Annotated in this window: 22 protein-coding genes; 8 read left to right on the top strand and 14 right to left on the bottom strand. The window is 72.1% G+C overall.

Annotation, left to right across the window (positions count from 1 at the left end; all coding sequences use genetic code 11):
- Positions 1–2: 2 nt before the first annotated feature.
- Together AC5L30_RS22940 and AC5L30_RS22935 are read right to left on the bottom strand one after the other, a co-directional pair.
- The gene (locus AC5L30_RS22940) at positions 3–977 is read right to left on the bottom strand and encodes an alpha/beta fold hydrolase (protein ID WP_494869736.1); all 975 of its coding nucleotides are present in this window, start codon (positions 975–977) and stop codon (positions 3–5) included.
- A gap of 23 nt (positions 978–1,000) precedes the next feature.
- Positions 1,001–3,112, bottom strand: coding sequence for a hypothetical protein (locus tag AC5L30_RS22935; protein WP_494869867.1), 2,112 nt, complete (start codon positions 3,110–3,112; stop codon positions 1,001–1,003).
- A 1,322-nt stretch (positions 3,113–4,434) separates the two neighbouring features.
- On the opposite strand from AC5L30_RS22935, the gene AC5L30_RS22930 reads away from it, so the two are divergent.
- The gene (locus AC5L30_RS22930) at positions 4,435–5,073 is read left to right on the top strand and encodes a TetR/AcrR family transcriptional regulator (RefSeq protein ID WP_030489514.1); all 639 of its coding nucleotides are present in this window, start codon (positions 4,435–4,437) and stop codon (positions 5,071–5,073) included.
- Positions 5,074–5,137: 64 nt separating this feature from the next.
- Positions 5,138–5,365 carry a DUF3107 domain-containing protein gene (locus AC5L30_RS22925; protein ID WP_494869734.1) on the top strand — a complete coding sequence of 76 codons (228 nt, stop codon included), beginning with the start codon at positions 5,138–5,140 and terminating at the stop codon, positions 5,363–5,365.
- Positions 5,366–5,461: 96 nt separating this feature from the next.
- Here the strand turns inward: AC5L30_RS22925 and AC5L30_RS22920 are convergent, their stop codons facing one another.
- Positions 5,462–6,103, bottom strand: coding sequence for a ferritin-like fold-containing protein (locus tag AC5L30_RS22920; RefSeq protein ID WP_494869732.1), 642 nt, complete (start codon positions 6,101–6,103; stop codon positions 5,462–5,464).
- 403 nt (positions 6,104–6,506) lie between these two features.
- Here AC5L30_RS22920 and AC5L30_RS22915 point away from each other — a divergent pair, with 403 nt between their 5' ends.
- Positions 6,507–8,195 (top strand): DEAD/DEAH box helicase, encoded by a 1,689-nt coding sequence (locus AC5L30_RS22915; RefSeq protein WP_494869731.1) that lies wholly within the window; start codon positions 6,507–6,509, stop codon positions 8,193–8,195.
- An 88-nt stretch (positions 8,196–8,283) separates the two neighbouring features.
- Positions 8,284–9,444, top strand: coding sequence for a class I SAM-dependent methyltransferase (locus AC5L30_RS22910; RefSeq protein ID WP_494869730.1), 1,161 nt, complete (start codon positions 8,284–8,286; stop codon positions 9,442–9,444).
- Here AC5L30_RS22910 and AC5L30_RS22905 read toward each other — a convergent pair.
- Positions 9,441–9,902, bottom strand: coding sequence for a hypothetical protein (locus AC5L30_RS22905; RefSeq protein WP_494869729.1), 462 nt, complete (start codon positions 9,900–9,902; stop codon positions 9,441–9,443). The two genes, AC5L30_RS22910 and AC5L30_RS22905, sit on opposite strands and share 4 nt — an antisense overlap.
- A 248-nt stretch (positions 9,903–10,150) precedes the next feature.
- Here AC5L30_RS22905 and AC5L30_RS22900 point away from each other — a divergent pair, with 248 nt between their 5' ends.
- Positions 10,151–10,567 carry a helix-turn-helix domain-containing protein gene (locus AC5L30_RS22900; RefSeq protein ID WP_091402568.1) on the top strand — a complete coding sequence of 139 codons (417 nt, stop codon included), beginning with the start codon at positions 10,151–10,153 and terminating at the stop codon, positions 10,565–10,567.
- A gap of 55 nt (positions 10,568–10,622) precedes the next feature.
- On the opposite strand, the gene AC5L30_RS22895 is transcribed toward AC5L30_RS22900, so the two are convergent.
- On the bottom strand, positions 10,623–11,258 hold the full coding sequence (locus tag AC5L30_RS22895) for a TetR/AcrR family transcriptional regulator (protein ID WP_494869727.1): 636 nt from the start codon (positions 11,256–11,258) through the stop codon (positions 10,623–10,625).
- A 147-nt stretch (positions 11,259–11,405) separates the two neighbouring features.
- Between AC5L30_RS22895 and AC5L30_RS22890 the strand changes: the two genes are divergently transcribed.
- Entirely contained in the window at positions 11,406–12,185 is a 780-nt protein-coding gene (locus AC5L30_RS22890) for a glucose 1-dehydrogenase (protein WP_494869726.1), read from the top strand.
- Between the two features lie 252 nt (positions 12,186–12,437).
- Here the strand turns inward: AC5L30_RS22890 and AC5L30_RS22885 are convergent, their stop codons facing one another.
- The 8 genes from AC5L30_RS22885 to AC5L30_RS22850 all read right to left on the bottom strand — a co-directional run bounded on the left by AC5L30_RS22885 (position 12,438) and on the right by AC5L30_RS22850 (position 22,158).
- Positions 12,438–13,364 (bottom strand): DUF8832 domain-containing protein, encoded by a 927-nt coding sequence (locus AC5L30_RS22885; RefSeq protein ID WP_494869725.1) that lies wholly within the window; start codon positions 13,362–13,364, stop codon positions 12,438–12,440.
- 320 nt (positions 13,365–13,684) lie between these two features.
- Complete coding sequence (locus tag AC5L30_RS22880; protein ID WP_494869723.1) at positions 13,685–15,817, bottom strand: RecQ family ATP-dependent DNA helicase; 2,133 nt, start codon at positions 15,815–15,817, stop codon at positions 13,685–13,687.
- Between the two features lie 99 nt (positions 15,818–15,916).
- Positions 15,917–17,020: a branched-chain amino acid ABC transporter permease gene (locus AC5L30_RS22875; RefSeq protein WP_494869721.1), complete on the bottom strand. Its 1,104-nt coding sequence runs from the start codon at positions 17,018–17,020 to the stop codon at positions 15,917–15,919.
- Complete coding sequence (locus AC5L30_RS22870; protein WP_238644447.1) at positions 17,017–17,907, bottom strand: branched-chain amino acid ABC transporter permease; 891 nt, start codon at positions 17,905–17,907, stop codon at positions 17,017–17,019. The genes AC5L30_RS22875 and AC5L30_RS22870 overlap by 4 nt, the downstream gene beginning before the upstream one ends.
- The gene (locus AC5L30_RS22865; protein ID WP_494869720.1) at positions 17,907–18,686 is read right to left on the bottom strand and encodes an ABC transporter ATP-binding protein; all 780 of its coding nucleotides are present in this window, start codon (positions 18,684–18,686) and stop codon (positions 17,907–17,909) included. The genes AC5L30_RS22870 and AC5L30_RS22865 overlap by 1 nt, the downstream gene beginning before the upstream one ends.
- Positions 18,686–19,429 carry an ABC transporter ATP-binding protein gene (locus tag AC5L30_RS22860; RefSeq protein ID WP_238659585.1) on the bottom strand — a complete coding sequence of 248 codons (744 nt, stop codon included), beginning with the start codon at positions 19,427–19,429 and terminating at the stop codon, positions 18,686–18,688. The genes AC5L30_RS22865 and AC5L30_RS22860 overlap by 1 nt, the downstream gene beginning before the upstream one ends.
- A gap of 2 nt (positions 19,430–19,431) precedes the next feature.
- Positions 19,432–20,631 carry a substrate-binding domain-containing protein gene (locus tag AC5L30_RS22855; RefSeq protein WP_494869719.1) on the bottom strand — a complete coding sequence of 400 codons (1,200 nt, stop codon included), beginning with the start codon at positions 20,629–20,631 and terminating at the stop codon, positions 19,432–19,434.
- 414 nt (positions 20,632–21,045) lie between these two features.
- A complete protein-coding gene (locus AC5L30_RS22850; protein WP_494869718.1) occupies positions 21,046–22,158 on the bottom strand; it encodes a glycerophosphodiester phosphodiesterase in 1,113 nt (370 codons plus the stop codon).
- A 139-nt stretch (positions 22,159–22,297) separates the two neighbouring features.
- Between AC5L30_RS22850 and AC5L30_RS22845 the strand changes: the two genes are divergently transcribed.
- Together AC5L30_RS22845 and AC5L30_RS22840 are read left to right on the top strand one after the other, a co-directional pair.
- Positions 22,298–23,632 (top strand): TrkH family potassium uptake protein, encoded by a 1,335-nt coding sequence (locus AC5L30_RS22845; protein WP_494869717.1) that lies wholly within the window; start codon positions 22,298–22,300, stop codon positions 23,630–23,632.
- 68 nt (positions 23,633–23,700) lie between these two features.
- Entirely contained in the window at positions 23,701–24,369 is a 669-nt protein-coding gene (locus AC5L30_RS22840; protein WP_494869715.1) for a potassium channel family protein, read from the top strand.
- A 134-nt stretch (positions 24,370–24,503) separates the two neighbouring features.
- Here the strand turns inward: AC5L30_RS22840 and AC5L30_RS22835 are convergent, their stop codons facing one another.
- Positions 24,504–26,147, bottom strand: a complete 1,644-nt coding sequence (locus AC5L30_RS22835) for a protein kinase domain-containing protein (RefSeq protein WP_494869714.1) — start codon at positions 26,145–26,147, stop codon at positions 24,504–24,506.
- Between the last annotated feature and the right edge of the window lie 35 nt (positions 26,148–26,182).

Raw genomic sequence — 26,182 nt, 5'->3', positions numbered from 1 at the left:
GGTCAGCCTGCCAGATCAGACCGCCCGGCGGCGTCCCCCGTTTCGGCGAGCAGGCCGACCACCGCGCGGGCAACCAGCCGGGGAACCTCCAACTGCGCCACATGACCGACACCGTCGAGCATCATCAATCGGCTGTCCGGAATGACCCGGGCGGTCTGCGGCGCGACCCGCACGTCGACCAGACGGTCCTGGCGACCGCCCACCACCAGGGTCGGCGCGCGTACCGCCTCGGCGAGGCGCCACAGCGACCCCGGCCCCGGCAGGTACGCGCGCAGAAAACTGGAGACCAGCCCACGGAACGTCCGGACGTACGCGGCGGCGTAGTGCTCGGCCTCGTACCGCACCCGGATCTCCTCCAGCGCCTCGGCCCGGCGCTGATCACAGATCCGGCTGAGGTCGGCGACGCACGCCTCCAGCACCTGCTGGGCCATCACCTCGGGCGCGAGCTGGGTGAGTCGCCAGGCGACCAGCCGTTCACCCCGTGGAATGGCGAGCACCGGCAGCATCCGCCCCTGCAACGAGCGCCGGAAATCCAGGAACGGCAGCGCCGGGGAGATCAGGGTGAGGGTGCGAATCAGGTCCGGCCGGAGCCCGGCGACCTGGACCGCGACCGCGCCGCCGAGCGAGTTGCCGAACAGGTGTACCGGACCCCGACCGGAATGCTCGATCCAGCGGACGACCAGATCGGCGAAGGCCGGAATCGTGTAGCGCGGGCCCGGCTCGCTACGGCCGAAGCCGGGCAGGTCGATGGCCTGACCGTCCAGCCGGTCGGCCAGCAGCCCGGCCAGGTCGGTCCAGTTCTGCGACGACCCGCCCAACCCGTGCACGTACAGCGCCGGCTCCGCGCCCGCCGCGGTGGCCGGGGTGTCCCGCACGTACGTGACCCGGCCGTCGAGGCGGACTTCCCGGCCCGGCCACGGCGGCGGAACGCGGTCGTCCGGGAGCAGGTGGTCCGGCCAGAGGGTGGCGCGTCTCATTCCTCCAGTTTGCCTTCAACCACTCAGGACAGCAGCGCCTCCAGCCGACGGTTGACCGCCGCCAGCGTCGCCCGGACCACCGCCTGACGCGGATCACCCGCGACCAGGGCCGACCCGGCGAGCTGCTCGACCCAACCCTCGCAGACCAACAGCGCCACCACGGTGGCCACCTCGCAATTGCCGAACGGCACCACCGCCGCGTGTTCGACGAAGCAGCGCCCCCGCTCGGCGTTGTCGGGGCCGCGTAGCAACTCGTCCACCGCGGCGGCCGCTGCCACCGCGCAGAGCCGCAGCACGTAGCCGTCCACCGCCGGTCCGGTGGCGTACCCGGAGGCGCTGTCGCCCCCGGCCAACAGCCGGACCTCCACGTTCGCGTCCAGGCCGAAGGTGCTGACCTGAACGTGGTCGATCACCACTCGGGGGCCCGGCGTGCCGCCGGTCTCCAGCGGCCGGGACGGGGCCGACTCCGTCGTGGTCACCTGACCACCGGAGTACGACGTGCCCAGCGTCGCCGGGCTACCGGTCGCGGCGCCGGCCGGCGCGGCCGAGACCGATCCGGGTTCCTCCACCGTGGCGCGACCCCGGTGCGGGGCGTTCGACCGGCGGCGGCGCGTCGGGTCCGTGCTGGTGCGCTGCTCCGGGCCGGCCGGCGGGGCCTCGACCCGAGCGCCGGGCGGGCGGACGACCGTCGGCGGCTCGGCCGCCCGAACCTCGCCGAGGTCGCGGGAAGCCGCGTTCTGAGTTTCCGGGGTACGCCGCTCGGCGGGTCGGGGCTCGGCCGCGCGACGGCGAACCGGCGCAGGTGGCGTGCTGGGCAGGCCGGGCACGTTCTGCGGGGCCGCGGCCAACCCCATCCGCTCCTGAAGAAGTCGGGCCACCTGCCGGCTGACCTCGGCCGGGTCGGCGCCGTCGGCCAGGTCCAGTCGCAGACTGTGCGCCCCAGCCGGGGTACGGCGCAGGGCCGCGTCGCGGACGCCGGCCACCTCCCGGACGGCGTCCAGGATGGCGTTGACGTCGAACCCCTCGGGGCGTTCCCGCAGTGGGGCTGGCTCGTCGTCCCGACGCAGGTGGGTGGCGATGCGGGCGAGTTCCGGGGTTTCGGCGGGTGGCTCCACGGCTGGCGGCTCCGGCACGACGGGCACGTCCGGTTCCGCGGGGACGCGCTGCGGCAGCACCACCGCGCTCGGGGCCGACTGCCGGCCGTCGCCGGCCGGCGACGTCGGGTCGGGGGCGGATCGGCGCGCCGCGTAGGAAGAGGCGGACGCCGGTGCGGGCTGGTCGCGGCGGCCGGAACCCTTCGTGGCGGTGGGCGGAACCGCTGCGGTGGGGGACGGTGTGGCGTCATTCGACAGCGGGTCGCTGGCCGGCGCGGCCGGTGGGGGCGACTCGACGGGTGACGGACCGGGCTCGGGTGTCGCCGGCCGGAGCCGGAACGGTGCGGTCGGCCGGACCTCGGGCCGGGACCGGCCGGGCGTCTCGCCACCGTCGCCCCCACCGGCGCTGGCCGCTCGGCTGGCCGGCCAGGACGGGCGCTCGATCGGCGTCGCCGGGATCCGGCCCTCGGACCAGTCCGGCCGCTCAACCCGGGAACTGCTGCTCGCCGTCGGCGAGCCGGCGGTCCAGGACGGGCGCTCCTCGACCAGCGACGGGCCTGCCGGGGCGGGTGGCGCCTCGGTCAGCGTGGGAGGTGGCCCGGCCGGTGCCGGAGGCGGTCCGGCGGGTGCCGGAGGTGACGGCTCGGTTGCTGCGGGCGGGTCGACCGGTGACGGGCTGGAGGCCCAGGAGGGTCGCGTCGGCGGGGAGCTGGCCGGTGCCGGATCGGAACCGCCGGCCCAGGACGGCCGCGTCGACGCCGCGCTGGTCGCGGGCGGTTCGGACCCGCCAGCCCAGGACGGTCGTACCGGCGGCACGCTGGTCGCCGCCTCGGACCCGCCGGCCCAGGACGGCCGCACCGGCGGCACGCTGGTCGGTGTGGGATCAGACCCCTGAGCCCAGGAGGGCCGCGCGGGCGGCGCGCTGGTGGGCTCGGGGTCGACCCCGCCCGCCCAGGACGGCCGGTCGGCCCGGGGCCCACTGCTCGCCGCGGACCCCGCCCAGGACGGCCGGTCAGCGGGCGGACCACTGGTCGGCGTCACACCACCCGCCCAGGACGGCCGGTCGGCCGGTGGCGCGCTGGTCGGTTCGGCGGGGCGCTCCGGCGCGGACTCGGATTCAGCCCGGCCGGGTTCGTAGGCACGGGGCGGATCGGCACGCACCGGCTCGTACGGGCGAGGCACCTCGGCGCGCACCGGCTCGTACGGCTGGTGGGGCTCACCGACCCAGTCCGGCGCCGGCTCGTCTCGTGCCGCCGGGCCAGCCGGTTCGTCGTCCTGGCGGGACCAGGGCGGGGCCCACCCGCCACCCCAACTCGGACGGTTCCAGCTCGGCCCCGACCAGTCGGGCTCGATGGCCGGCGACTCCCCGGCCCGGTGCGTGTCGCCGGGTCGGTGCGCGTCCCCGGCGCGATGCGTCTCCGCCGGCCGGGAACCCTCGGCAGCACGACCGGGCTCGCCCTCGTCGGCGGGCCCGGCCGGGCCCGGGGTGCGTCCCGAGGTCGCCGCGGGCTCCGGTGCGCGCGGGTCCCGCCAGTCGCGTGGGGCGGTCGGCTGCTCGTCGGCGGTCAGCCGCTCGCCGGTGGGCGCGTAAAAGCCGGGCGGCACCTCGAAACCCGACGCGGCGGTGCCGACCGGCGGCACCTGGACGGCCGGCGGGGCCGAGGTGGGCAACCCGGGCTCGGCCCAACGGGCCCGATGCGCGGCAGCCGGATCGACGGTGGAGTGTGGGGCGGGGCCCGGGTCGGGCTCGGCGGCACCCTGCTCCGTCGGCGGTGCGGGACGTTGGGCGGGCACCACGAGCCGGTCGCTGGCCGGGCGACCCTCGGCGGGCAGCCCGGGCGGTGCGCTCACCGGCGTGGGGCGTCCCGCGGGCGGTTCCAGACCGGGCTGGTGGACGCCGTTGACGTCGTCCGAGGAGTGCACGCCGTTGACGTGGTGGCCGTTGCTGCGGGCCGGCGACTCCGGGTCGCTCGACCGCCCGACCAGCGGCGATGGCAGGTCGCCATGCCGTGTCGAGGAGGTTCGCCAGCCCGACGCGGGGTCCGGCTGCCAGCGCGGCGCCTCGTCCCGGGCGTCCTCGCGGTCGGCGGCTCGGGGCCACCCACCCGCCGGAGGCGCCCACCCACTGACGGAACGGCTCGGGTCGTCGTGCTGACCCGCTCCGTCACCGTGATCTCCCGGGGTGGCGGCTCCGGGTTGCCCTGTTTCACTCACCGCGCGCTCCTTGGTCGCCCCCGCTGAGGCTACCGTGTGCCGAGAGTGGCGATAAGTTACAGCGGCGGGCCATTTCCACGACCGAGGTCACGGGCCTCGCCCGGTCTGGGGGGAAAATGCCGGCTCGTACGGAGAACTCGGAGGATCCCATGACCGCTGCGGGGAACGGTGCACAGACCGCTGGCCGGCCCACCCGCCTGCCCCGCTCCGCGCGTCGTAAGCAGCTTCTCGCTGCGGCGCAGGAGGTGTTCGTCGCGCAGGGCTACCACGCCGCCGCGATGGACGACATCGCCGAGCGGGCCGGGGTCTCGAAGCCGGTGCTCTACCAACACTTTCCCGGAAAGATGGACCTCTACCTGGCGCTGCTCGACACGCACTGTGACGCCATCGTCGCTCAGGTGCAGGACGCGATGCGCGGCACCAGCGACAACAAGGAGCGGGTCAGCGCGTCGGTACGGGCGTACTTCGACTTCGTCGACCACGAGAGCGAGGCGTTCCGGCTCGTCTTCGAGTCGGATCTGCGGAACGACCCGGCGGTGCGGCAGCGGGTGGAGCGGGTCGAGCAGGGTTGCATCGCGGCGATCACCGACACCATCATCTCGGACACCGGCGTGAGCCGGGCGCACGCCGAGTTGCTCGCCTCCGGGCTGGTCGGGGCGGCGGAGACGGCCGCGCAGTTCTGGCTGGCCGGCGGCCGGCAGGTGCCGAAGGCCGAGGCCGAGGCGTTGGTGGCCGCGCTGTCGTGGCGGGGCATCGCGAGCTTCCCGCTGCAAGGTGAGTCAGCCTGACCGCCGACCCCGTGATCGGATAGCCTTCGCAGGGCGGTTCTTTCGCCCCAGTTGAGGAGGCACAGTGGAGGTCAAGATCGGCGTGCAGTACGCGCCGCGCGAGCTGGTACTGGACAGCGCGCAGTCGCCGGCCGAGATCGAGCAGCTCGTGACCGACGCCTTCGCCGGCAACGGCGGCACGCTCTCCCTGACCGACGAGAAGGGCCGGCGGGTCATCGTTCCGATCGAGAAGGTCGCCTACGTCGAGATCGCCGAGGCGTCGCCCCGGGCGGTCGGGTTCACCGTCCGCTGACGGTCCGGCCATCGCGGCAGGTTGGCGCTCGGCCCACCTGCCGCAGGCCGGCACCGGCCCGCCCCGCCTGGCTGGTCAGTTGTTCAGCCCGGCGGCTCAGTTGTTCAGCCCGGCGGCGGCCATCCGCGCGGTGTGCGCGGTGGTGAGCCTGCCGAACAGCCCCGGCACGTCGACCCGGCCGTCCCGCGCGATCAGCGCGGTGAGGGTGGCCCGCTCGGCGGCGACGTGGCCGGCCTGCGAGAGCGCCTCTCCGACCAGCCGCCGGGCCCACATCGAGAGTCGGCCAGCCATCCGGGGGTCGTCGGCGACGGCCACCCGGATCTCGGCTGCGGCGAAGTCCGCGTACCGGGAGTCGTGCAGGACGTCCAGCACCAGCGCCCGGTCCGGTTCCTCCAGCGCATCGGCGATCTCGCGAACGAAGTCGTCGGTGATCGCGTCGCCGACGTACGCCTTGGTGACGACTTCCGCCCAGTCCCGTGGCTCGGTCGAATCGTGGTACGCCTGCAACGGCTCGACATAGGGCGCCATCGCGTCCTCCGGCCGCACGCCCAGCGCGGTGAGCCGGTCGGCGAGGCGCCGGTAGTTGGCGATCTCGGCCGCGGCCATCTCGTTCAGCGCGGCCCGGCGGCGCAGGTCAGGGGCGAGCCGGGCGTCACCGGCCATCCGCTCGAAGGCGAGCAGCTCACCAAAGGCGACCAGGCCCAGCAGGTCGGCGTACGCGGAACCGGAGGCGGACACGAGCGGCAGGCTACCGCGTGCCCGCCCGCACCCGCGTCCCGCGCCGTTCCGGTCGATCACGGAGCGGTGGTGCCCGCCTTGGCATGTCTCGCGAACTTCGCACCCCGGCTCAGCTACGAGATCGACACCATCGGGGTGGGGCGGACGGGGAGTTGATGTGGTGTGGGTCACATTTGCTTGCCCCGCGTGCCCAGGGGCCGGCTGGGAATCGGGACGGGGACCTGCCTGTTCAGGTAACATGGAGCAGTTGCCGTGGGCGCCGATCTGATCGAAGCTCAGCCCGCGGCGCGCGTGCGGCCCGGTCCGGCTCGGCAATCTGCCGCCGACCGTGTGGCCCGCGTCATACCGAACGCGCCCTGAGGACATGACGGGCGCACCCACGAGAGGGCACCCCCACATCCACATGAGCGACCTGACTCAAGATTTGCTGGACGGCCAGGAACTGGCCCCCACCGCCCCGGTTCGACCGGAGGCCCCCACGTTCGCCGCACTCGGCGCCCGCGCCGAGACCGTCGAGGCCCTGGCCTCGGCCGGCATCACCCGCGCCTTCGCCATCCAGGAGTACGCGATTCCGATCGCGCTGCGCGGCGTCGACCTGATCGGTCAGGCGCCGACCGGCACCGGCAAGACCCTCGGCTTCGGCGTTCCGCTGCTCGACCGGGTCTTCGCCCCGGGCGAGGGCAGCGACGGCGTCCCGCAGGCGCTGGTCGTCGTCCCCACCCGTGAGCTGGGCATCCAGGTCGCCAAGGACCTGGCCGCCGCCGGCCGGACGCGTGGCGTCCGAGTGCTGCCGATCTACGGCGGCGTGGCGTACGAGCCGCAGATCGACGCGCTGCGCAAGGGCGTCGAGATCCTGGTCGGCACCCCGGGCCGGCTGATGGACCTGCAGAAGCAGAAGCACCTCCGGCTGGACCGGGTGCACGCACTCGTGCTCGACGAGGCCGACCGGATGCTCGACCTGGGCTTCCTCGACGACGTCGAGAAGATCCTGGCGATGCTTCCGGAAGACCGGCAGACGATGCTCTTCTCGGCCACCATGCCGGACCCGATCGTCACCCTGTCGCGGCGCTTCCTGCGTCAGCCGATGACGATCCACGCCGGGCACACCGCCGAGACCGGCCCGTCGCCGCAGACCCAGCAGCTGGTCTACCGCACCCACTCGATGAACAAGGTCGAGGTGGTGGCGCGCATCCTCCAGGCGGAGGGGCGCGGGCTGACCATGATCTTCACGCGTACCAAGCGCGCCGCCGACCGGGTCGCCGAGGATCTCGACTTCCGCGGGTTCGCGGTTGCCGCGGTGCACGGTGACCTCGGTCAGGGCGCCCGCGAGCGGGCCCTGCGGGCCTTCCGGGCCGGCAAGATCGACATCCTGGTCGCCACCGACGTGGCGGCCCGTGGGCTGGACGTCACCGGCGTCACCCACGTCATCAACTACGACTGCCCGGAAGACCAGGACACCTACACCCACCGGATCGGTCGTACCGGCCGGGCCGGCGCGACGGGTGTCGCGGTGACCTTCGTCGACTGGGACGACATGCCGCGCTGGCGGATCATCGACAAGACCCTCGGTCTGGACATGCCGGAGCCGCCGGAGACGTACCACACGTCGCCGCACCTCTACACCGACCTGCACATCTCCACCGAGGTCAGCGGCACGCTGCCCACGGCTGAGCGCACCCGGGCCGGGCTGTCCGCCGAGATCGAAGAGGATTTGGGTGGAACGACCCGCTCGCGCCGGGGCGACAGCGGTGGTCGGGGCTCCCGACGCGGCGAGAGCCGTGGTGAGGGTCGCGGCGAGCGCCGTGGTCGGGGCGATGGTCGCCGCGACCGCTCCGACGCGGGCACGCCGGCCGTCGCCGAGGCACCTGCGGCCGACGCCGCCGACGAAGACGCCCGTACCCCCCGCCGCCGGCGTCGCCGCCGGGCCGGCGAGGTGGTCGCGGGCGAGGCCACCGCCGTGATCTCCGCCGACGCTGGCTCCGCCGAGCCGGCCACCGCGTCCGACGGCGAGGCGTCCAAGCCGCGCCGCCGCCGACGCCGCCGTGGTGGCGGTTCCGGTGCGGGTACGCCGGCCGAGGCGACCGCCGACTGACCACCAGTCACACCTGACATCCCCCGCACCGCCTCGCGCGGTGCGGGGGATGTTCCCTTCTCCCACCCCACCTGCCGAAGATGGAACGATGCCGGAACCACTGGACGCCGCCCTGATCGAGATCCGGGCGTTGCTGCTCGACCCCGCGCTGACCCGGGCGGTCGCCGCCGGACGTCGCCGCGGCCGCCGCCCCACCGTTGAGCGGGCCGAACTGCGGCCGGTGACGCTCAAGGCCGGGCCCCGGATGCAAATCACCACGTCCGACGGCGCTCGCCCGTACACCCGCAACATCGCCTCCGGTCCCGAGGCCGCTGCGGCGGTCGACGAACTGCTCGCCGAGCCGTTCGGCAACTGGCACGTGGAGACCACCGCCGCGACACTGCAACTACGGGTGACCAAGTCCGGCGAGGCGCAGGTGCACCGGGCCGTGACCGCGCGTCCGGCGGCGACGCCCGGCGGAAATGACCGGACGAAGGAGTATCTGCTCGACCCGGGTGACCCGATCTTCGCGGAGATCGGCGGCTCGGCGGCGAAACGCCGTCAGGTGGACGCGTTCCTGCGGGCCCTGGCCGCGACCCTGCCCGACGAGTTGACCGGCCCGCTGCGGGTGGTCGACCTGGGCTGCGGCAACGCCTACCTGACGTTCGCCGCGTACCGCTACCTGACCAGTCGAGGGCTCGACGTCCAGCTGATCGGCGTGGACGTCCGGGAGGACCAGCGGCGGCGCAACACCGAGCTGGCGCAGCGGCTGGGCTGGGCCGACCAGGTCAGCTTCGTCGCCGGGACGATCGCCGACGCCGTCGTCGACCGGGCCCCCGACCTGGTGCTGGCGCTGCACGCCTGCGACACCGCCACCGATGAGGCGCTGGCCCGCGCGGTGCGCTGGGAGGCCCGCTGGGTGCTGGCCGCGCCGTGCTGCCACCACGATCTGGCGAAGCAGCTCCGCGCCCACCCCGCCCCGGCCCCGTACGAGCTGCTGACCCGGCAGGGCATCCTGCGCGAGCGCTTCGCCGACGTGCTCACCGACGCCCTGCGCGCCGGGCTGCTGCGGGTGCACGGGTACCGGGCCGAGGTGGTGGAGTTCGTGGACTCGCAGCACACGCCGCGTAACCTGCTGATCCGGGCACGTCGTACCGGCGCCGAGGCGACCGAGCCGCAGCGCGCGGAGTATCGCGAGCTGGTGGACCAGTGGCGGGTTACCCCCCGGCTGGAGACCCTGCTGGCCGCCGGAGAGACGCCCGCCTCCTAGCTTCTGGGTGGCTGACGCCGACGGTCCCCGCGGTCCCGGCCGCCGTTGCGCTCGCTGGCACCACGGTCGAGGACCGACACCCGGTCGACGGCGGGCCGCTGGGCCCACTCGCCGTCGCTCGGGGCGGTCGGGAATGGTACGACCTTGCCCCCGGTCTCGGCGTTGCCGGCTGCCGCAAAGGCGTTCCAGGAGATGTCCACCAGCAGCTTCTTCACCTCGGCGTGCCGGATGGCGGCGTTGTGCTGCAACGCCATCCGGGCACCGAGCAGGACCGCGGCCAACGTGGTGGTGATGGTGCCGGTGGCGGCCAGCACCTGGAGACCGGTCGCGGAGTCGGTGCGGAGCACCAGGACCAGCAACCAGATCCAGAACGCGGCAGCGAAGACGCCGGCCTTGGCGACGAAGAAGAGGCTCACCGCACCGGGCTGGTACGGCTGGGGGCGGCTCGAATCGGCCATGGTGCTCCTCGGCGGTGGTCCGGTCGGACGCGGCAGGCGACAGACGCCATGTCGGGACGGGCACCGAGCTTAATGGAAGAACGATGAAGATCGCTGGATGCAATTTTCGTTCTGCACACACGCTTCTAGAGAAAAGTCTCGTCCACGGGACAGTTTGTGCGGTCAGTCAATTGTTTCCGCCTCCTGGCGTACTACCCTCGGAAGGCGCATCGTCCCGGTGCTCCGGCAGGAGGGGAAGACACACAGGGATGGGATCAGCCGACGTATCACCGCAGATGGCCTTCGCCCGCTTCGTCCGGCGTGCCATCGATGACGCTCGCGACGAACGTGGCTGGACCGTGACTGATCTTGCCTCGCACACGGGCGTGGGTCGATCCACCGTGTTTCGCTGGCTGGCCGGTGACTGGCAGGATTATCCGGAGTTGGCCAAGGTGCGCGGCTTCTGCGCCGCACTGGATCTACCGGTCGCCGCCGCGTTCCGCGCGCTCGGGCTGCCCGACGCCGGCCCGGCGCCCCGCCGACGCCACGACGACGGCCCGGTCGAGGCCGACGTCCGGGCCATTCTGGACCGACTGGCCGACCCGACGGTCCCCGCCGAGGAGAAGCACCACATCCGCGACCTGCTCCGCTACCTGGCCCGCCGCCCCATCCGCCGAGCCGGCTAGGGCGTGTCCTGCCGATCTGGTAGCGGTTGATCGTTGACGAAAGGCGCCGGGAACGTCATTCGCCTGATGCGCCGGTCGCGCCGTACCGTGCGGCGATGGTCTTGACTGCCTCGTCGACCACCTGCGCGATGCGTACGGCGCTCACCTCCCAGTCCGGCACGAGGAGTTTCGGCCAGAAGACGTAGTTGGAGATCATGCCCAGGAACTGGGTGGCTGCGACGTCCACGTCCTCAATCCGCACCGTTCCCGCCTCGTGCTCGGCCAGGAGGTAGCCGCGTACGGACTCAAAGTAGGGCATCTTCCCGTGCGAGAACTGCGCGTGGGCCAGTTCGGGGAACCGTGGCAGCTCGGCGATGACGATCCGGAACAGGTCGGTCATCTGGGGTCGGCTCAACAGCTCGGCGTAACGGTGACCGATGGCGCCGAGCCCGTCAACGACGTTGCCTGCCGGCGGGGGCTCCCCCTCGTCAGCGGTTGACCAAGACTCCGTGACGATGGCGTCGAACAGGGCGGCCTTGCTCGGGAACTGCTTGAACAAGGTGGCCCGCGAGACGCCCGAGCGGTCCGCTATCCGCGCCAGCGACGTCCGGTCGTAGCCCAACTCGAGGAACAGTGCGGTCGCGGCCGTCACGATCAGCGCGCGCTTCTCCTGGGCGACGCGCTGGTGGTACGTCGTCACGACCCTGCTCATGGACCGAGCATACGAGGTGAGTGGCTTGACTCGCCACTGCCACCGGCGTAGCGTCAGGCCAATGGTGAGTCGCTCGGCTCACCATCGGCCGGCGTTCATCGCCGATGATCCCCGGTCGGACACCCCCCCTTGGCGAAGGAACATCTGATGAACCGCTTCGACAACCAAACCGTGCTCGTGACCGGTGGGACCGGCGGCCAGGGCTCGAGCCACGTACGCGCCTTTCACGCGGAGGGAGCGAACGTGGTGATCGGGGACATCGACGCCGAGCGCGGCGCCGCTCTCGCCGGCGAACTCGGGCCCCGTGCTCGCTTCACCCGCCTCGACGTCACCGACGAGAGCTCGTGGGCCGCCGCTGTGCTAGCCGCCGAAAGCGCTTTCGGCGCCCTGAACGTGCTTGTCAACAATGCGGGTGTCCAGAACCCGCCGGCGCCGATCGAGAACACGGAGCAGGCGACCTGGTGGCGCATCCTCGACATCAACCTCACGGGGACCTTCCTCGGCATCAAGGTCGCCACCCCGGCTCTGCGCCGCGCGGCAGGGGGAGCCATCGTCAACATCGCCTCGATCATGGGCCTGGGTGGCACGGCTCACTACGCGCCCTACGTCGCCAGCAAGTGGGCGGTGCGAGGACTCACCCGAACGGCAGCGCTCGAACTCGGCCGCGACCACATCCGTGTGAACACCATCCACCCCGGCGTGATCTCGACGTCCTTCATCCATGAACCAGCGGCTGGCGCCACCGCAGCAATCGCCGACTTCTACTCACCCGAGCCGTTCGCCATCCCCCGCCTCGGCGAGCCGACCGACGTCACCCGTCTTCTCCTCTTCCTCACGTCATCGGACGCGGCGTTCATCACCGGTTCGGAGTACGTCATCGACGGTGGGCTCCTCCTCGGCCCCGCCCTTCAGAACGAGACCGCATGAGCACTCCAGACACGACCGGATCGAACGACTCCGACGCGTCTTTGTCCCATCTGCCCGACCCGATCACGACGCGCCGACCCCGAACAGGCCGGACCACACGCGATTGCGTGCGCGGCATGCACGATCGTTCGCGGGCTGACCGGTGGTGGTCAGCGCACTGATCGCTGACGTGATCATGAAGTTATTGCCACGACACGCCGTGGCGAGAGGCAATAACTTCATGATCACCGGGCCTGGGTGGGGGGCCGGGGCCTAGGGGACGGTGAGGGTGAATTCGGCGGTTCGGACTACGGCGTTGACCTGGAAGTCGAGGTAGAGGCGGTAGCGGCCCGGGCCGGGGGTGGTCAGCCAGAACTTGATCTGACCGTCCACCAGCTCGGTCTCCGGGTGCACGTGCAAATAGCCGAGGTCGCCCTCGCGCAACGCCACCAGGTGCCCGTATGCCCCGAGGTACCGCTCCAGCCGGGCGGCACCGCCAGCATCGTCGACCCGGAAGGTCAGCGGCACGGTCGTCCCGACCTGCGGGGTGCCCTGGTAGTCGACGGTGAAGCCGTCCACGGTCGTCGAGGTGGCCGGCCCCGGCAGTGGGCGGGGCTCGTAGTCGCCGGGCGCCACCAGGTCCGTGCCGAGGGTCACCGCGGTCTGCGCACCGGTGTCGGCGACCACGGTGAAGTCGGCGTACGCGCGCCAGAGGCCGGGCTGCGCGAGGGTCAACGGCACCGACCAGGTGCCGTCCGCCGCCATGGTCGGGTGCAGGTGCTGGTAACCGGTCAGGTCCCGCCGGACCACGATGAGGTGCATCGGCTTGTCGTGCACGATGGCGAACCGGGTGACCGGCCGGCGCTGCGCGTCGCGCACCTGGAAACGGAGCTGACCGGGGCGACCCACCGCGAACTCGGTGGCCAGGGGGGCCAGAGTGAACCCGGCCGCGCTGACCGCCAGACCACCCGGCTCGGTGGCCGCGCCCTGATCGACTCCTGCGGCGCTGCCATGGTTGTGCGGTGCGACGCCCGGTGGGTCGGTGTGCTCGGCGGCCAGCGACGGGCTGCCGGTGGCGGCACCGTTGGCGTTCAACCGGCCGAGGCCGTAGCCGAGGAGCACCGCCAACACCAGCCCGCCGACCACCAGCGCCAGCCGCAGTGTGCTCCGGTCCGGCCCGGCGGAGACCTGGTCAGACACGCCCGACGCCCTGCGCCTGGCTGGCCTCGTCGCCGACGGTCAGGTCCGCGCCGGGGTACGGGCGGCGGACGGGCTGCTGGTCGGTCATGCCGCCCACGGTACCGCCGCGTCCGGCCGGGTCAGGCCGACGCCCGGACAGCGTGGCGACCGTCGCACTCGACGCCGCCCGGGAACTTCCCACCCGACGGGCGCAACCCGCGCCACCCGACGGGCGCAACCCGCGCCGCAGCGTCGGGCAACGCCCCGACCCGGGCACGGACGCCGACGCGGACCCGAGCAGCGTCGAGGACCGGCCGCGCGACCGGCACGAGGCCAGCGGGTCAGCCGGCCACGGCGAGGGCGAGTGGGAGCACGTCGGTCGCGCCGGCCCGGCGCAGGGCCCGAGCCACCAGCGTCATCGTCCAACCCGAGTCGATCAGGTCGTCGACCAGCAGCACCGGGCCGTCCAGCCCGGCCAGCGCGTCGGCCAGATCGGTCGACACGGTGAAGGCGTCGTGCAGCGCGCGTACCCGTTGGGCGCTGTTGCCGCGCGGCCCGGCTGGGCCGCCGGGGCCGGCCGCGGTGACCTCGCCGAGCAGCGGCAGCCGGCCCACGGTGGCGATCCGCTCGGCGAGCGAGCCGAGCAGCCGGGGCCGGCGCCGGGAACCGACCGCGACCACCGCCACCGGCCGGCGGGGCCACGGGTCGTCGCCGTGCGCCCACGCCTTCAGCACCTCCACGACCGCGCCGGCGACGTCGTCGGGCAGCGGCGCGTCCGGCGCTTCCGGGCCGACGAGATCACGCAGTCGACCACCCCAGCCCAGGTCGGAAAGGCGGCCGACGGCCCGGCCCGGCAGCGCCTGCTCCGCGGGGGCGATCCGGCCCTTGAGGGGTACGCCCACCGCGTCGAGCCCGGTCGGCCAGAGCTTCTTCGGCGCGATCTCCACGCCGGGTCGACCCAGGAAGGTCTGCGCGGCGGCGAGCGCGGCCGTCGACACGTCGGCGGCGAAGAGTGGGTCGGCGCACCTGTCGCACCGGCCGCAGTCGGCCGCCTCGGTGTCGTCCAGGCGTTCCCGTAGATACCGCATCCGGCAGTCGGACGTGGTCGCGTACTCCCGCATGGCCTGTTGCTCGACGGTGCGCGCCTCGGCGACGCGGCGCAACCGGGCCTCGTCGTAGACCCACGGCTCGCCGGTGGCGAGCCAACCACCGCGCACCCGGCGGACCGCGCCGTCCACGTCGAGCACCTTGAGCATCAGCTCCAACCGGGCCCGACGCAGGTCGACGAGGGGTTCGAGGGCCTGGGTGGAGAGCGGGCGGTCGGTGTGCAGGGCGGCCAGCACGGCCCGGACCTGCTGCTCCGGTGGGAACGCCAGCGAGGCGAAGTAGCGCCAGATCGCGGCGTCCTCGACGCCGGGCAGCAGCAGCACCTCGGCGTGCTCGACGGCGCGGCCGGCGCGCCCGACCTGCTGGTAGTACGCGATCGGTGAGGGTGGCGCGCCGAGGTGAACAACGAAGCCCAGGTCGGGCTTGTCGAAGCCCATGCCGAGGGCGCTGGTGGCGACCAACGCCTTGATCTTGTTGTCGAGCAGGTCCTGTTCGGCGGCGCGCCGGTCGGCGTCGTCGGACTGCCCGCTGTACGAGGCGACCGGGTAGCCCCGGGAGCGCAGGAACTCGGCCGTCTCCCCCGCCGCCGCCACGGTCAACGTGTAGACGATGCCCGAGCCGGGCAGCTGGTCCAGGTGGTCGGCGAGCCAGGCCAGCCGGTGCGCCGGGCTGGGCAGGTCGAGCACCCCGAGGCGCAGCGACTCGCGGTCCAGGGTGCCGCGCAGGATGAGGGCGTCGCCCAACTGCTCGGCGACGTCCTGGGTGACCCGGGCGTTGGCGGTGGCGGTGGTCGCCAGCACCGGGGTGCGGTCGGGCAGCTCGGCGAGGAACGTCCGCAGGCGGCGGTAATCGGGCCGGAAGTCGTGCCCCCAGTCGGAGACGCAGTGCGCCTCGTCGACCACCAGCAGGCCGGTGGTGGCGGCCAACTTCGGTAGCACGCCGTCGCGGAAGTCCGGGTTGTTGAGCCGTTCCGGGCTGATCAGCAGCACGTCCACCGCGCCGGTCTGGATCTCGGCGGTGATCTCGTCCCACTCGTCGAGGTTCGCCGAGTTGATCGTGCGGGCCCGGATGCCGGCCCGCGCGGCGGCCTCGACCTGGTTGCGCATCAACGCCAGCAACGGAGAGACGATGACGGTCGGCCCGGCCTGGTCGCCGTGCTCGCGGTCGCGGAGCAGGGCGGTGGCCACGAAGTAGACCGCCGACTTGCCCCAACCGGTCCGCTGGACGCAGAGCACCCGTCGCCGGTCGACGACCAGTGCCTCGATGGCCCGCCACTGGTCCTCGCGCAGCCGGGCGTGGTCACCGGCCAGCCGGCGCAGCACCGCCTCGGCCCGCTCCCGTACCCCTGCCCGCTCTGCTGTCTCCACCCGGCATTTCTACCAGCGCCGTCCGTCATCCCCCTGTTGATCAAGAGGTTTGCGTCATCATTCGGCCGGATTCTGACGCAAACCTCTTGATCAACGGGGTCAGCGGCGGGTGCGGAGGGCGCGCGTCAGGTGGGACAGGCGGGGGGCCAGGCTGGTCAGGCCGCCGGGGAAGAAGTAGACGGCCAGGATGAAGACCGTGCCCAGCACGAACAACGGCTGGCTCAGCGGACGGCTGAGCACGGCCGGCAGATTGTCCACCGCGTCGCTCGTGCCGAAGGCGGTGAGCCGGTGGTCCAGGTACATGTAGAGGACACCGCCGAGCACCGGACCCCACCGGGTGCCCGGCCCGCCGAGCACCACCATGACCAGCAGCGACAGGGTCAGCTCGGATGAGGTGATGTGCGGCGACGCGCCCCCGACGATCAGGACGTAGACCACCCCGCCCGCCGACGCCAACCCGCCGGCCAGGGTGAACGCCACCAGCTTGTAGCGGTACGGGTCCAGCCCGAGCACACCGATCCGCCGCTCGTCGTCGCGCAGCCCGGCGAGCACCCGCCCGGTCGGCGACCCGCTCACCCGGTGCACCACGAAGACCACCAGGGTCAGGTACGCCAGCGCCAACCAGTACAGGTTGACCGTGTTGGTCACCCCCACCAGCCCGGCGGGCAGCCCGGACACGTCCAGCGGCAGTCCCTCCTCGCCGCCGGTGAGCCCGCCGAAGTCCCGGGCCACCAGGATCGCGCCCACCTGGGCGAAGGCCAACGTGACCATGGCGAACGCGATGCCGACAGTGCGCAGCGCCACCGCGCCGAGCAGCGCCGCGAGGATGGTGCCGCCGGTGATGGTCAGCAGCGCCGCCTGCCACAGCGGCAGACCGGCCCGGGTGACCAGGATGTCGGTGCCGTAGACACCGGCGGCGAAGTACAGCGCGTGCCCGAAGGAGAGCATCCCGGTCCGGCCGAAGAGCAGGTCGTACCCGGCCGCCAACCCGCCGAAGATCAGGCAGATGGCGAGCAGTTGCAGGGTGCCGGGTGAGTTGACCGGCCCCTCGAAGATCCCCGGCAGGGAAATCGTCGAGTACGGCAGGATCGCCAGCACGACCAGCGCGACCAGCGGCAGGAACGGGCGGACCCGGTGCCACCGCCTTCGCTGCGGACTCAGTTCGTCGGGCACCTGCGCGCGAGGCGCGTCGATCACCGTCATGCCGTTGCCACCTTTCCGGCGATGCCCTGCGGGCGCAGCAGCAGCACCACGGCCAGCAGCCCGACCACGCAGATGTCGCCGAGCCCGGACGTGCCGTAGTAGTTGACGAACTGCTGCACCAGCCCAACCACGACCGCCGCGTACGCGGAGCCGACCACCGAGCCCATCCCGCCGATCACCACCACGATGAACGCGAAGATCAGCAGCGAGCCGCCCTGCCCGGGCGAGACGGTGCCGAAGTAGACCCCGCCGAGCGCCCCGGCGAGCGCGGCGGCCGCCCCACCGATCGCGAAGACCAGGGTGAACGCCTTGCGGACGTCGATGCCCAACGCGGTCACCATCTCCCGGTTCTCCACCCCGGCCCGAATCACCAGGCCGTACCGGGTCCAGCGCAGGAACGCCAGGATCGCGCCGAGCACCAGCACCGCCGCGATGATCAGCAGCAGGCCACCGTTGGGCACCTGCGCGCCGAGGATCCCGGTCACCTGCCGGGTCCAGTCCGGACGCGGAAACGGCCGAGCGTCCGCACCCCAGGTGGCCTGGAGCAGCGCCACCCCGGCCAGCGATAGCCCGACGGTGACCAGCACCTGCTCGATGGTGCGGGAGTACAGCGGGCGGATCAGCACCAGCTCGACCAGGATCGCCACCAGCGTGCCGGCAGCCACCCCAAAGGCGACCGCGAACACGAAGCCGAACCCGTCCGAACCGGCGCCCGGCAGGTTGCCCGCCGCCCACCAGGTGCCGTACGCGCCGACGCCGAGGAACAGCCCGTGCGCGAAGTTGAGCACGTCGGCCAAGCCGAAGACCAGGGACAGACCGGAGGCGACCAGGAAGTACAGCGCCGCCAGGCCGAGCCCGGTCAGCGCCAACAGGATCACGGTGCCCATCAGAGCTGGTCCTTCCTCGCGACTGCGGGGCTCGCAAGCTCACTCCTCGCGCTCGGCGCAGCCACCTCCGCCGAGCCGACACCGAGCAGCGACTTCGTCAACGCGGTCTCCAACAGCAGCTCGTGCGCGTCGCCGGTCCAGGCCACCTTGCCGGCCGCCAGCACGACCGCGTCGCGGGCCAGTCGGCGTACGACGGCGAGGTTCTGCTCGACGAGCAGCACCGGCACCGACTCCGCGACCCGTTCCAACACCTCGGCCACCTCGGTCACCACCTTCGGCGCCAACCCCTTGGTCGGCTCGTCGACGAGCAACAGCCGGTTGTCGTTGAGCAGCACCCGACCGATGGCGAGCATCTGCTGCTGCCCGCCGGAGAGCGAACCGGCCCGTTGCCGTCCGCGCCGGTCCAGCTCCGGGAAGAGCGCGAAGACCTTGTCGTACGCCGGGGTGGTGCCGCGCCGCTCGGCGAGCCGCAGGTTCTCGGCGACGGTGAGCCCGGCGAACACGCAGCGGTCCTCGGGCACGTAGCCGAGCCCGCCCCGGACCAGCCGGTGCGTCGGCCGGGCCAGCAGGCTCTCCGCACCCATCCGGATGGTGCCGCGGACCTCCCCGGCGGGCGGGGTGAGGCCGACGATCGCGCGCAGCGTGGTGGTCTTGCCGACGCCGTTGCGACCGAGCAGGACGGTCACACCGGTCGGGGCGACCGTGAAGGACACCCCTTGGAGGATGTGCAGCCCGGAGATCCGGACCGACAGTTCCTCCACACTGAGGATCGGTTCCATCAGAGCGACTCCCCCAGGTATGCCTCTTGCACCGTGGGGTTGGCCATCACCGTCTCCGGGGTGTCGCAGGCCAGCAGCGCGCCGTGGTGCATGACGGCGATGCGGTCGGCCAGCTCCAGGATGACGTCCATGTGGTGTTCGACCATCAGCACCGCCCGGCCGCTGTCGCCGGTCAACGACTTGATGACGGCGACCAGCTCCGGTACGTCCTCGGCGCTGACCCCGGCCATCGGCTCGTCCAGCAGCATCACCCGCGGTTCACCGGCGAGCAGCAGGGCGATCTCCAGCTTGCGCTTCTCGCCGTGAGCCAGGGTGCCGGCGAGGGCCGTACCCCGGTGGGCGAGGCCGACCCGGTCGAGCGCCGCGTCGGCGGCGGCGGCGACCTCCCGGTCGGCCGCCGCCCGCCTCCACAGCGCCATCGAGCCCCCGCGGTGCGCCTGCACGGCGAGCCGGACGTTCTCCCGCACGCTCAGCGAGCCGAAGACCGAGGACGCCTGGAAGGTGCGGCCCAGACCGAGGCGGGCCCGCCGGTGCGGCGGGAGCTCCCCGATGTCCTGCCCGTCCAGGGTGATCCGGCCCTCCGTGGCCCGGCGCAGACCGGTGATCAGGTTGAACAGTGAGGTCTTACCGGCGCCGTTCGGCCCGATGACGCCCAGGAACTCCCCGGGCGCCAGATCGAGGTAGACGCTGTCGACGATGGCGACCTCACCGATCCGCCAGGTCAGACCGCGGGTGGCGAGCATGGTCAGCCCTTCATGGCCATGGCCGGCGGCGCGGTCTCGTCACCGGTGAGGCTCTTCTGCGCGGTCGCGGTGAACGCGGTGCCGCTGCCGGTCAGCTTGGCCTGGAACATCGGCTGGAGCAGCGCGTGGTCGGCGGCCCGGATGGTCATCTTGCCCTTGACCCCGTCGAAGCTCCAGCCCTCCAGGGCGGTGACCATCTTGTCGACGTCGTCCCCACCCTCCTGCGCGGCACGGACCACCATCTGCGCGGCGGCGAAGCCGTCCGGGTGGAACAGGTCGATGGTGTTGACCTTGGCCTTCAGCGCCTTGCTGGCCTCGGTGTCGCTGGCGCCGTCGAAGTAGTGCGACAGGAAGGAGATCTTCGCGCCGGCAGCACCGAAGGTCGGCCACGAGGCGCGGATGTCCAGGCCGGTGACGACCGTGGTGGACGAAAGCACACCCTGCTGGTCGAGGGTCTGCCACATGGCCGGGGCGGTCGTGCCCGCCCACGCCACGAAGAGCAGGTCCGGCTTGGCGGCCTTGATCTGGCTGGCGAACGGGGTGAACTCGGTGGCGCTGGCCGGGGCCCGGACACTGCTCACGGTCGCGCCCGCGCTGCCGATGACGGCCTTGACGGCCGCCTCGTTGGCGTCGCCGAACGCGCCGTCCTGGGCGAAGACCACGACCTTCTTGCCGGTCGGGTCGCCGATGAACGACTTGGCGGTCACCACATCCTGGTAGGACTGCCGACCGGAGCGGAAGGTGTACTTGTTCGCGCCGGTCACCGCGTCCGTGGCGGCCGGGCCGGAGATGAACAGCACCTTGTTCTGTGCCGCGATCGGCGCCACCTGGAGCGCCACGCCGGAGGCGGTGGAGCCGGCGATGATCTTCGTACCCTTGCCGATCAGGTCCTTCGCCGCGGAGACCGCCTTGGCCGGATCGCCCGCGTCGTCGACCTCGGTCAGCTCGATCTTGCGGTCACCGACCTTGCCGGTGCCCTGGGTGGCGAAGTCCAACCCCGCCTTGAACCCCTCGATGTACTGCTTTCCGTAGCTGGCCAGGGCTCCCGACTGGGAGTACACCAGGCCGACCTTGACCGGCGCGGCACTGTCGCCGCCGCCGGTGGCGGTGTCCTGCGGGCTGCCACAGGCCGTGGCGGCGAGCGCCGCGGCCATCATCGTGGCGGCGGAGAGGAACGCCCGCCGCGTCGTCCGGACCGTCATTGCGACTCCACATGAGGACTCAGAGGGAGAGAACTTCTTCGTGACGGCTCACGCTAGAAGTGACGTCACCCACGAGCTATGTGGCGGAAACACACAAGTAACAGGAATGAGGTGGCCGAGGGTAACAACGGGCCGCACTACCAGCCGGGAGCCCGCGCCCTCGATGGCCCGAACCCCCACGGACCACCCGAGCCGTGTGTCGCTCCGCGCCATTCGCCCGCTTCCTGGATCGGGCACGATCTTGCGGCTGACGGGGGTGCGAGGAGCGGTCATCATCCTGCGCTTGCGCGCGATCTTGGCCGGACGTGCCGCTGGCCCGTCGTCCGGGTGGCGGACGACGGGCCAGCGTGTGGACCGGGCGTGATCGGCCCGGTGGTCGGCTAGGAGCGGATCAGCTCCGGGCCGAGGTTTGGGTCAGCGGCCGGCGCGGGCGGCGACGGCAGTATCCGGGTGGTCGCTGAAGACACCGTCGAGGCCCAGGCCGAGGAAGAGTTCGTACTCGGCGGTGATGTCGCCGCGCGCGTTCGGGTCGGTGCCAATCCGGAAGTCCACCGGGAGGAACTGGTTCTCGGCGCGGAACGTCCAGGAGTGCACGAGCAGGTGCTCCCGGTGCGCGTCACGCACCACGGTGGTCGGGGCGAGCAGGGCGCCGGCGGCGTCCCGGGGGACGATCAGGTTCTTGTTGGCGCCGATGCCGTCGGCGTACCCGGCGATCCACTTCAGCCCGGCCGGCGTGGCCAGGTCCTGGTAGGTACGGGCGTCACCGGCGACGGTGAAGTCGTAGGGGCGGCCGGCCGCGTCGAGCAGTTGGACCAGCTTCACGTCGGTCAGCCGGCTCAGGCGGCGCAGGTTGGCCGTCTCGAACGACTGGATGAAGACCGGTGAGTTCTTCCGGTCCAGCTTGTTCTGCCGCAGCACCCGGAGCAGCGGCTCCTCCAACGGCAGGTTGATCGAGGCGAAGTAGCTCGGGTGCTTGGTCTCCGGGTAGATGCCGATGGTGCGGCCCCGTGTCCGCCCCTCGGTCCGGGCCAGGTCGATGACTTCCTGGAGGGTGGGCACCTCGAAGCGACCGTCGAAGGCGGTGTTCGCCACGCGTACCTGCGGCAGCCGCTCCTTGGCCCGCAGTGTCTTCAGCTCGGCGAGGGTGAAGTCCTCGGTGAACCAACCGGTCACCGCGACACCGTCGATGGTCTTCGTCGCCTTCCGGGCCGCGAACTCCGGGCGGGTCGACACGTCGGTGGTGCCGGAGATCTCGTTCTCGTGCCGGGCGACCAGCACGCCGTCGGAGGTGGAGACCAGGTCCGGCTCGATGTAGTCGGCCCCCATCCGGATCGCCAGCCGGTACGCCTCCAGCGTGTGCTCCGGCCGGTAGCCGCTGGCGCCACGGTGGCCGATCACGATTGGCCGGTCGTTGGCCCGGGATTGCTCCGCGTTCGCGGTCGGTTCGGCCGCGGCCATGGTCGGCAGGGCCACGGCGGCAGCGAGCAGCGCGCTGGCCACGCCGAGGGTCGAGAGGGTACGTCGCAACGCCGTCTCCTGTCATCGGTGGTCCGGGTAAGCAGACCGCTCGCGATTTGCCAGGAGTTGGTCGATGGCTGGCCGGCAGATGAATCTCCGGAATGCCCGTTCCCACTCCAGGGTCGTGGGCGGGCAGGAAGATTGTCTGGTGCGCCGGTTTTTCCGCAATCCCGTGCGGCTGGTGCCGTTCGCGTTCCTGGTGCCGATCCTGCTCGGCACCGGGTTGCTCATGGCGCGCTGGGCGACCGTCGAACACGTACGCCCACCCGTGGTCACCGCGCTCTTCACCGCCACCTCGGCCGTGTCGGTCACCGGCATGGCCATCACCGACACACCGAACTACTGGTCCGGCGCGGGACTGGTGGTGATCACCCTGCTCACCCAGCTCGGCGGCCTCGGCATCCTCACCGTCGCGGCGTTGGTCATCCTGGTGGTCTCCAGTCAGCTCGGGCTGCGCAACCGGTTGCTGGTGCAGGCCGAGACGGCGGAGTTCGGCATCGGTGAGGTGGGCCGGTTGCTCCGCCGGATCGCGCTGACCGTCTTCGCCTGCGAGGCGGTGATGACCGTGCTGGTCGCCGGTCGACTCTGGCTGACCTACGACTACCCCTTCGGGCAAGCTCTCTGGTCGGGCGTCTTCCACGCCGTGCAGGCGTTCAACAACGGTGGCTTCGCGCTCTACACCGACGGCTTGTTGGCCTTCAGCCGTGACCCGTGGGTGTCGCTGCCCCTGTCGATCGGCGCGATCGTCGGTGGTCTCGGGTTTCCCGCGCTGTTCGAGGCGGTCCGCGAGTGGCGTCAGCCGGCGCACTGGGCGGTGGCGACGAAGTTGACCATCTGGGGCAGCGTGGTGCTGCTGCTGGTCGGCTTCGCTGGCCTGCTCGCCGCCGAGTGGACCAACGCGGGCACGATCGGCCAGTACGACGTACCGGGCAAGGTCCTCGCGTCGTTCACCCAGATCGCGCTGAGCCGTACCGGTGGCTTCAGCGTCCTGGACATCACCGCCCTTCAGGAGGAGAGCTACCCCCTGCTGATCGTGTTGATGTTCATCGGCGGCGGCAGCGCCAGCACGGCCGGCGGCATCAAGGTCTCCACGTTCTTCCTGCTGGCGTTCACCATCTGGGCGGAGCTGCGGGGCGAGCCCGACGTGACGATCGGGCACCGGCGGGTGGCCACCGCGAGCCAGCGGCAGGCGGTCGCCGTGGCGCTGCTCAGCGTCGCGTTGGTAATGGCCGGGACGATGGTGTTGCTGCTGCTCACCGAGGGCGTCCGCTTCGTCGCGGCCCTGTTCGAGATCACCTCGGCGTTCAGCACCACCGGTCTGACCATCGGTCTGGCCGCCGAACTGCCGGCCGGCGGCCAACTGGTGCTGACCGTGCTGATGTTCATCGGCCGGGTCGGGACGCTCACCCTGGGGTCGGCGATCGCCCTGAACACCCGACGCCGGCTCTACCGCTATCCCCAGGAGCAACCCATTGTCGGCTAGGGCGTGTTTCGGAAGTGTCGGCGGGCCAGCACGTCGGAAACGCGGCCTTGGAAGCAGGGAGGGTCGAGGTGTCGGCTAGAGGGGCGGACAGCGGCGGCATCGTGGTGATCGGGTTGGGTCGATTCGGTTGTCACCTGGCCGGGTCGTTGGCCCGGATGAACCGCGAGGTGTTGGCGATCGACCGCAGCCCGGAGAAGGTGCAGCGCTGGTCGGCGCAGCTCGACCGGGTGGTTCAGGCCGACTCGACCGAGGAGGGGGCGCTGCGGCAGCTGGGCATCACCAGTTTCGGACGGGCGGTGGTGGCCATCGGGGCCTCGGTGGAGGCGAGTGTGCTCACCGTGTTGGCGCTGGTCGAGCTGGGTGTGCCCCAGATCTGGGCGCGGGCCACCTCGCAGAAGCACGCCAAGATCCTGGCGTCGGTGGGCGCACACCACGTGATCTTTCCGGAGGCGGAGACCGGAGACCGGGTCGCCCACCTGATCGTCAGCCGGTTGCTCGACTTCATCGAGTTCGACGACGACTTCGCCATCGCCACCGTCCGGGTGCCGGAGTCGCTGGTCGGGCGCACCCTGCTCGACCTGAAACCGGAGCAGCGTTACGGGGTACGCGTGGTCGGCGCCAAGCTGCCGGGCGAACGCTTCCGGTACGCGTCCGACGACACCTCACTTCCACAGGGCGGGGTGCTCATCGTCGAGGGTGGGATCGACCAGGTGCAGCGATTCGCGGGGATGCGCTGACCTGGCACGCTCCGCCCGACCCGGCACGACCCGCAGGGCGTGACCGATCAGGGCCGACGGACCAACTGGACCGACCGCCCTCGTCGACACGGTGTGGCCTGCTTACTTCTTCCGGTGACCACCCGGCCCCTTGGTCACCTTCCCGCTTTTCCCTGACCACCACCCGCGACCTTCGGCTTCGCGGGGCCCTTCGGCGGCTTGGCCTTCGTCGCACCGCTGCCCGAACCGGAGCCGCTCCGCACCGTCGCGGCCTTGGGCGGGGCCTTCGTCGTGGCGGCCTTGCTCGGCGGGGCCGTGGACGGCGCACTGCCGGCGACCCCGGACACCCGGACCCCGCAGGTAGCCTCGCCGAGCCGGAACTCGACCGGCAACGGGTTCGCCCCGCTGTACTTACCCGTGAGGGTCACCTTCTCGGCCGCACCGGGGGCCAGCGTGGCGCGCTGGGCCGCCGGACGGATCAGCACCGTGCTCCCCTGCTGGTGCACCGGCGCGGGCTCCGCCTTTGTCACTTTCTGCTGACCGGGGAAGGCGAAGGTCATCGTCCAGTCCCGCAGCTCACGACCACCGGTGTTGGTCAGGGTCAACTCGGCGGCGAACTCGGTGCCGGAGTCGGCGCGCAGCGCGTACGCCACCTCGCAGGGCGCCGCCGCCGGCAGACCCATCCGAGCCTCGGTGGTCGGCCGGTCCCCGCCGCTCGCCGGGCTGCGCGAGGTGAACCCCCACATCGCCCCGGTGACCGCGATCAGCCCGACGGCGGCCACCCCGGCCTCCACCCGCCGACGCCGGGTCACCCGCTGCCGGGTCCGACGGTCCCGGTTGCGGGTCCGCGACAACGGCAACGCGTCGGTCGCCGCCGACCAGGGCAGGATCGTGGTGCGTGCACTGCCGAGCAGGGCCTCGTCCAGCGGCCCGGCGGCCGGGGAGACCGGCACCGCCGCGAGCATTCCGGCCGCCTCGGCGAGCGTCCGGGTCAGCTCGGCGGTGGCCGGTCGATCCTCGGGCCGCTTGGCCAGGCAGCGTCCAACCAGGTCGGTCACCCCCTCGGGCAACCCCGGGACGGTGGGCATCGGCTCCGGGTCGTTGTACATGTGGGCACGCAGCATCTGGGTGGTCGTACTGGCCTGCCACGGCAGTCGGCCGGTGAGCATCCGGTAGAGCAGCAGCCCCACGGCGTACACGTCGGTGGCCGGGGAGACCTGGCCGTTGTCCAGCCGCTCCGGGGCGAGGTACGCGGGAGTGCCCAGCAGCGCGCCGTCCGGCCCCCTCTCGCTCTCCCCCACGAGCGCGGAGATGCCGAAGTCGACCACCTTGACCCCGGTCGACGTGAGCATGACGTTGCCCGGGGTGACGTCGCGGTGCACCACACCCCGGGCGTGCGCGGTAGCCAGCGCGGAGCCGACCTCGGCGCCGATCGTCACCGCCTCCCGCCACGGCAGCCGGCTCTCCCGGCCCAACCGGCTGGCCAGCGAACAGCCGTCGACCAGCTCCATCACCACGTACGGCACGGTCAGCCCGACCTGCTCGGACTCGCCATAGTCGTACACGTTGGTGATGTTGGGGTGGCAGAGCCGCGCGGCGGCCTGCGCCTCGATCCGGATGCGGTGCCGGAAGGCCCGGTCGCTGGCCAGCCGGGAGGCCAGCACCTTCACCGCGACCTGGCGGCCGAGCACCTCGTCGTAGCCACGCCAGACCACGGACATCCCGCCCGCGCCGAGCTGCTCGATCAGCCGGTACCGCTCATCGAGCAGCTGCGCGCCGTTCCGGTCCCCACTACCCATGGTGAGCGTTGTTGCCCAGGAACGGCCCGCCTACA

The organism is Micromonospora sp. BQ32 (assembly GCF_059358895.1).
Note: the sequence above shows the minus strand (reverse complement) of the source record. Positions and strands in the feature narration are given on the sequence as shown.

Excerpts from the sequence above, each read along its gene's own strand:
- AC5L30_RS22860 (WP_238659585.1), bottom strand. The coding sequence starts at position 19,429 with ATGCTCGCCACCCGCGGTCTGACCTGGCGGATCGGTGAGGTCGCCATC.
- AC5L30_RS22855 (WP_494869719.1), bottom strand. The coding sequence starts at position 20,631 with ATGACGGTCCGGACGACGCGGCGGGCGTTCCTCTCCGCCGCCACGATG.
- AC5L30_RS22835 (WP_494869714.1), bottom strand. The coding sequence starts at position 26,147 with ATGGGTAGTGGGGACCGGAACGGCGCGCAGCTGCTCGATGAGCGGTAC.
- AC5L30_RS22870 (WP_238644447.1), bottom strand. The coding sequence starts at position 17,907 with ATGGGCACCGTGATCCTGTTGGCGCTGACCGGGCTCGGCCTGGCGGCG.
- AC5L30_RS22865 (WP_494869720.1), bottom strand. The coding sequence starts at position 18,686 with ATGGAACCGATCCTCAGTGTGGAGGAACTGTCGGTCCGGATCTCCGGG.
- AC5L30_RS22890 (WP_494869726.1), top strand. The coding sequence starts at position 11,406 with ATGAACCGCTTCGACAACCAAACCGTGCTCGTGACCGGTGGGACCGGC.
- AC5L30_RS22915 (WP_494869731.1), top strand. The coding sequence starts at position 6,507 with ATGAGCGACCTGACTCAAGATTTGCTGGACGGCCAGGAACTGGCCCCC.
- AC5L30_RS22940 (WP_494869736.1), bottom strand. The coding sequence starts at position 977 with ATGAGACGCGCCACCCTCTGGCCGGACCACCTGCTCCCGGACGACCGC.
- AC5L30_RS22900 (WP_091402568.1), top strand. The coding sequence starts at position 10,151 with ATGGGATCAGCCGACGTATCACCGCAGATGGCCTTCGCCCGCTTCGTC.
- AC5L30_RS22930 (WP_030489514.1), top strand. The coding sequence starts at position 4,435 with ATGACCGCTGCGGGGAACGGTGCACAGACCGCTGGCCGGCCCACCCGC.
- AC5L30_RS22905 (WP_494869729.1), bottom strand. The coding sequence starts at position 9,902 with ATGGCCGATTCGAGCCGCCCCCAGCCGTACCAGCCCGGTGCGGTGAGC.
- AC5L30_RS22910 (WP_494869730.1), top strand. The coding sequence starts at position 8,284 with ATGCCGGAACCACTGGACGCCGCCCTGATCGAGATCCGGGCGTTGCTG.
- AC5L30_RS22895 (WP_494869727.1), bottom strand. The coding sequence starts at position 11,258 with ATGAGCAGGGTCGTGACGACGTACCACCAGCGCGTCGCCCAGGAGAAG.
- AC5L30_RS22875 (WP_494869721.1), bottom strand. The coding sequence starts at position 17,020 with ATGACGGTGATCGACGCGCCTCGCGCGCAGGTGCCCGACGAACTGAGT.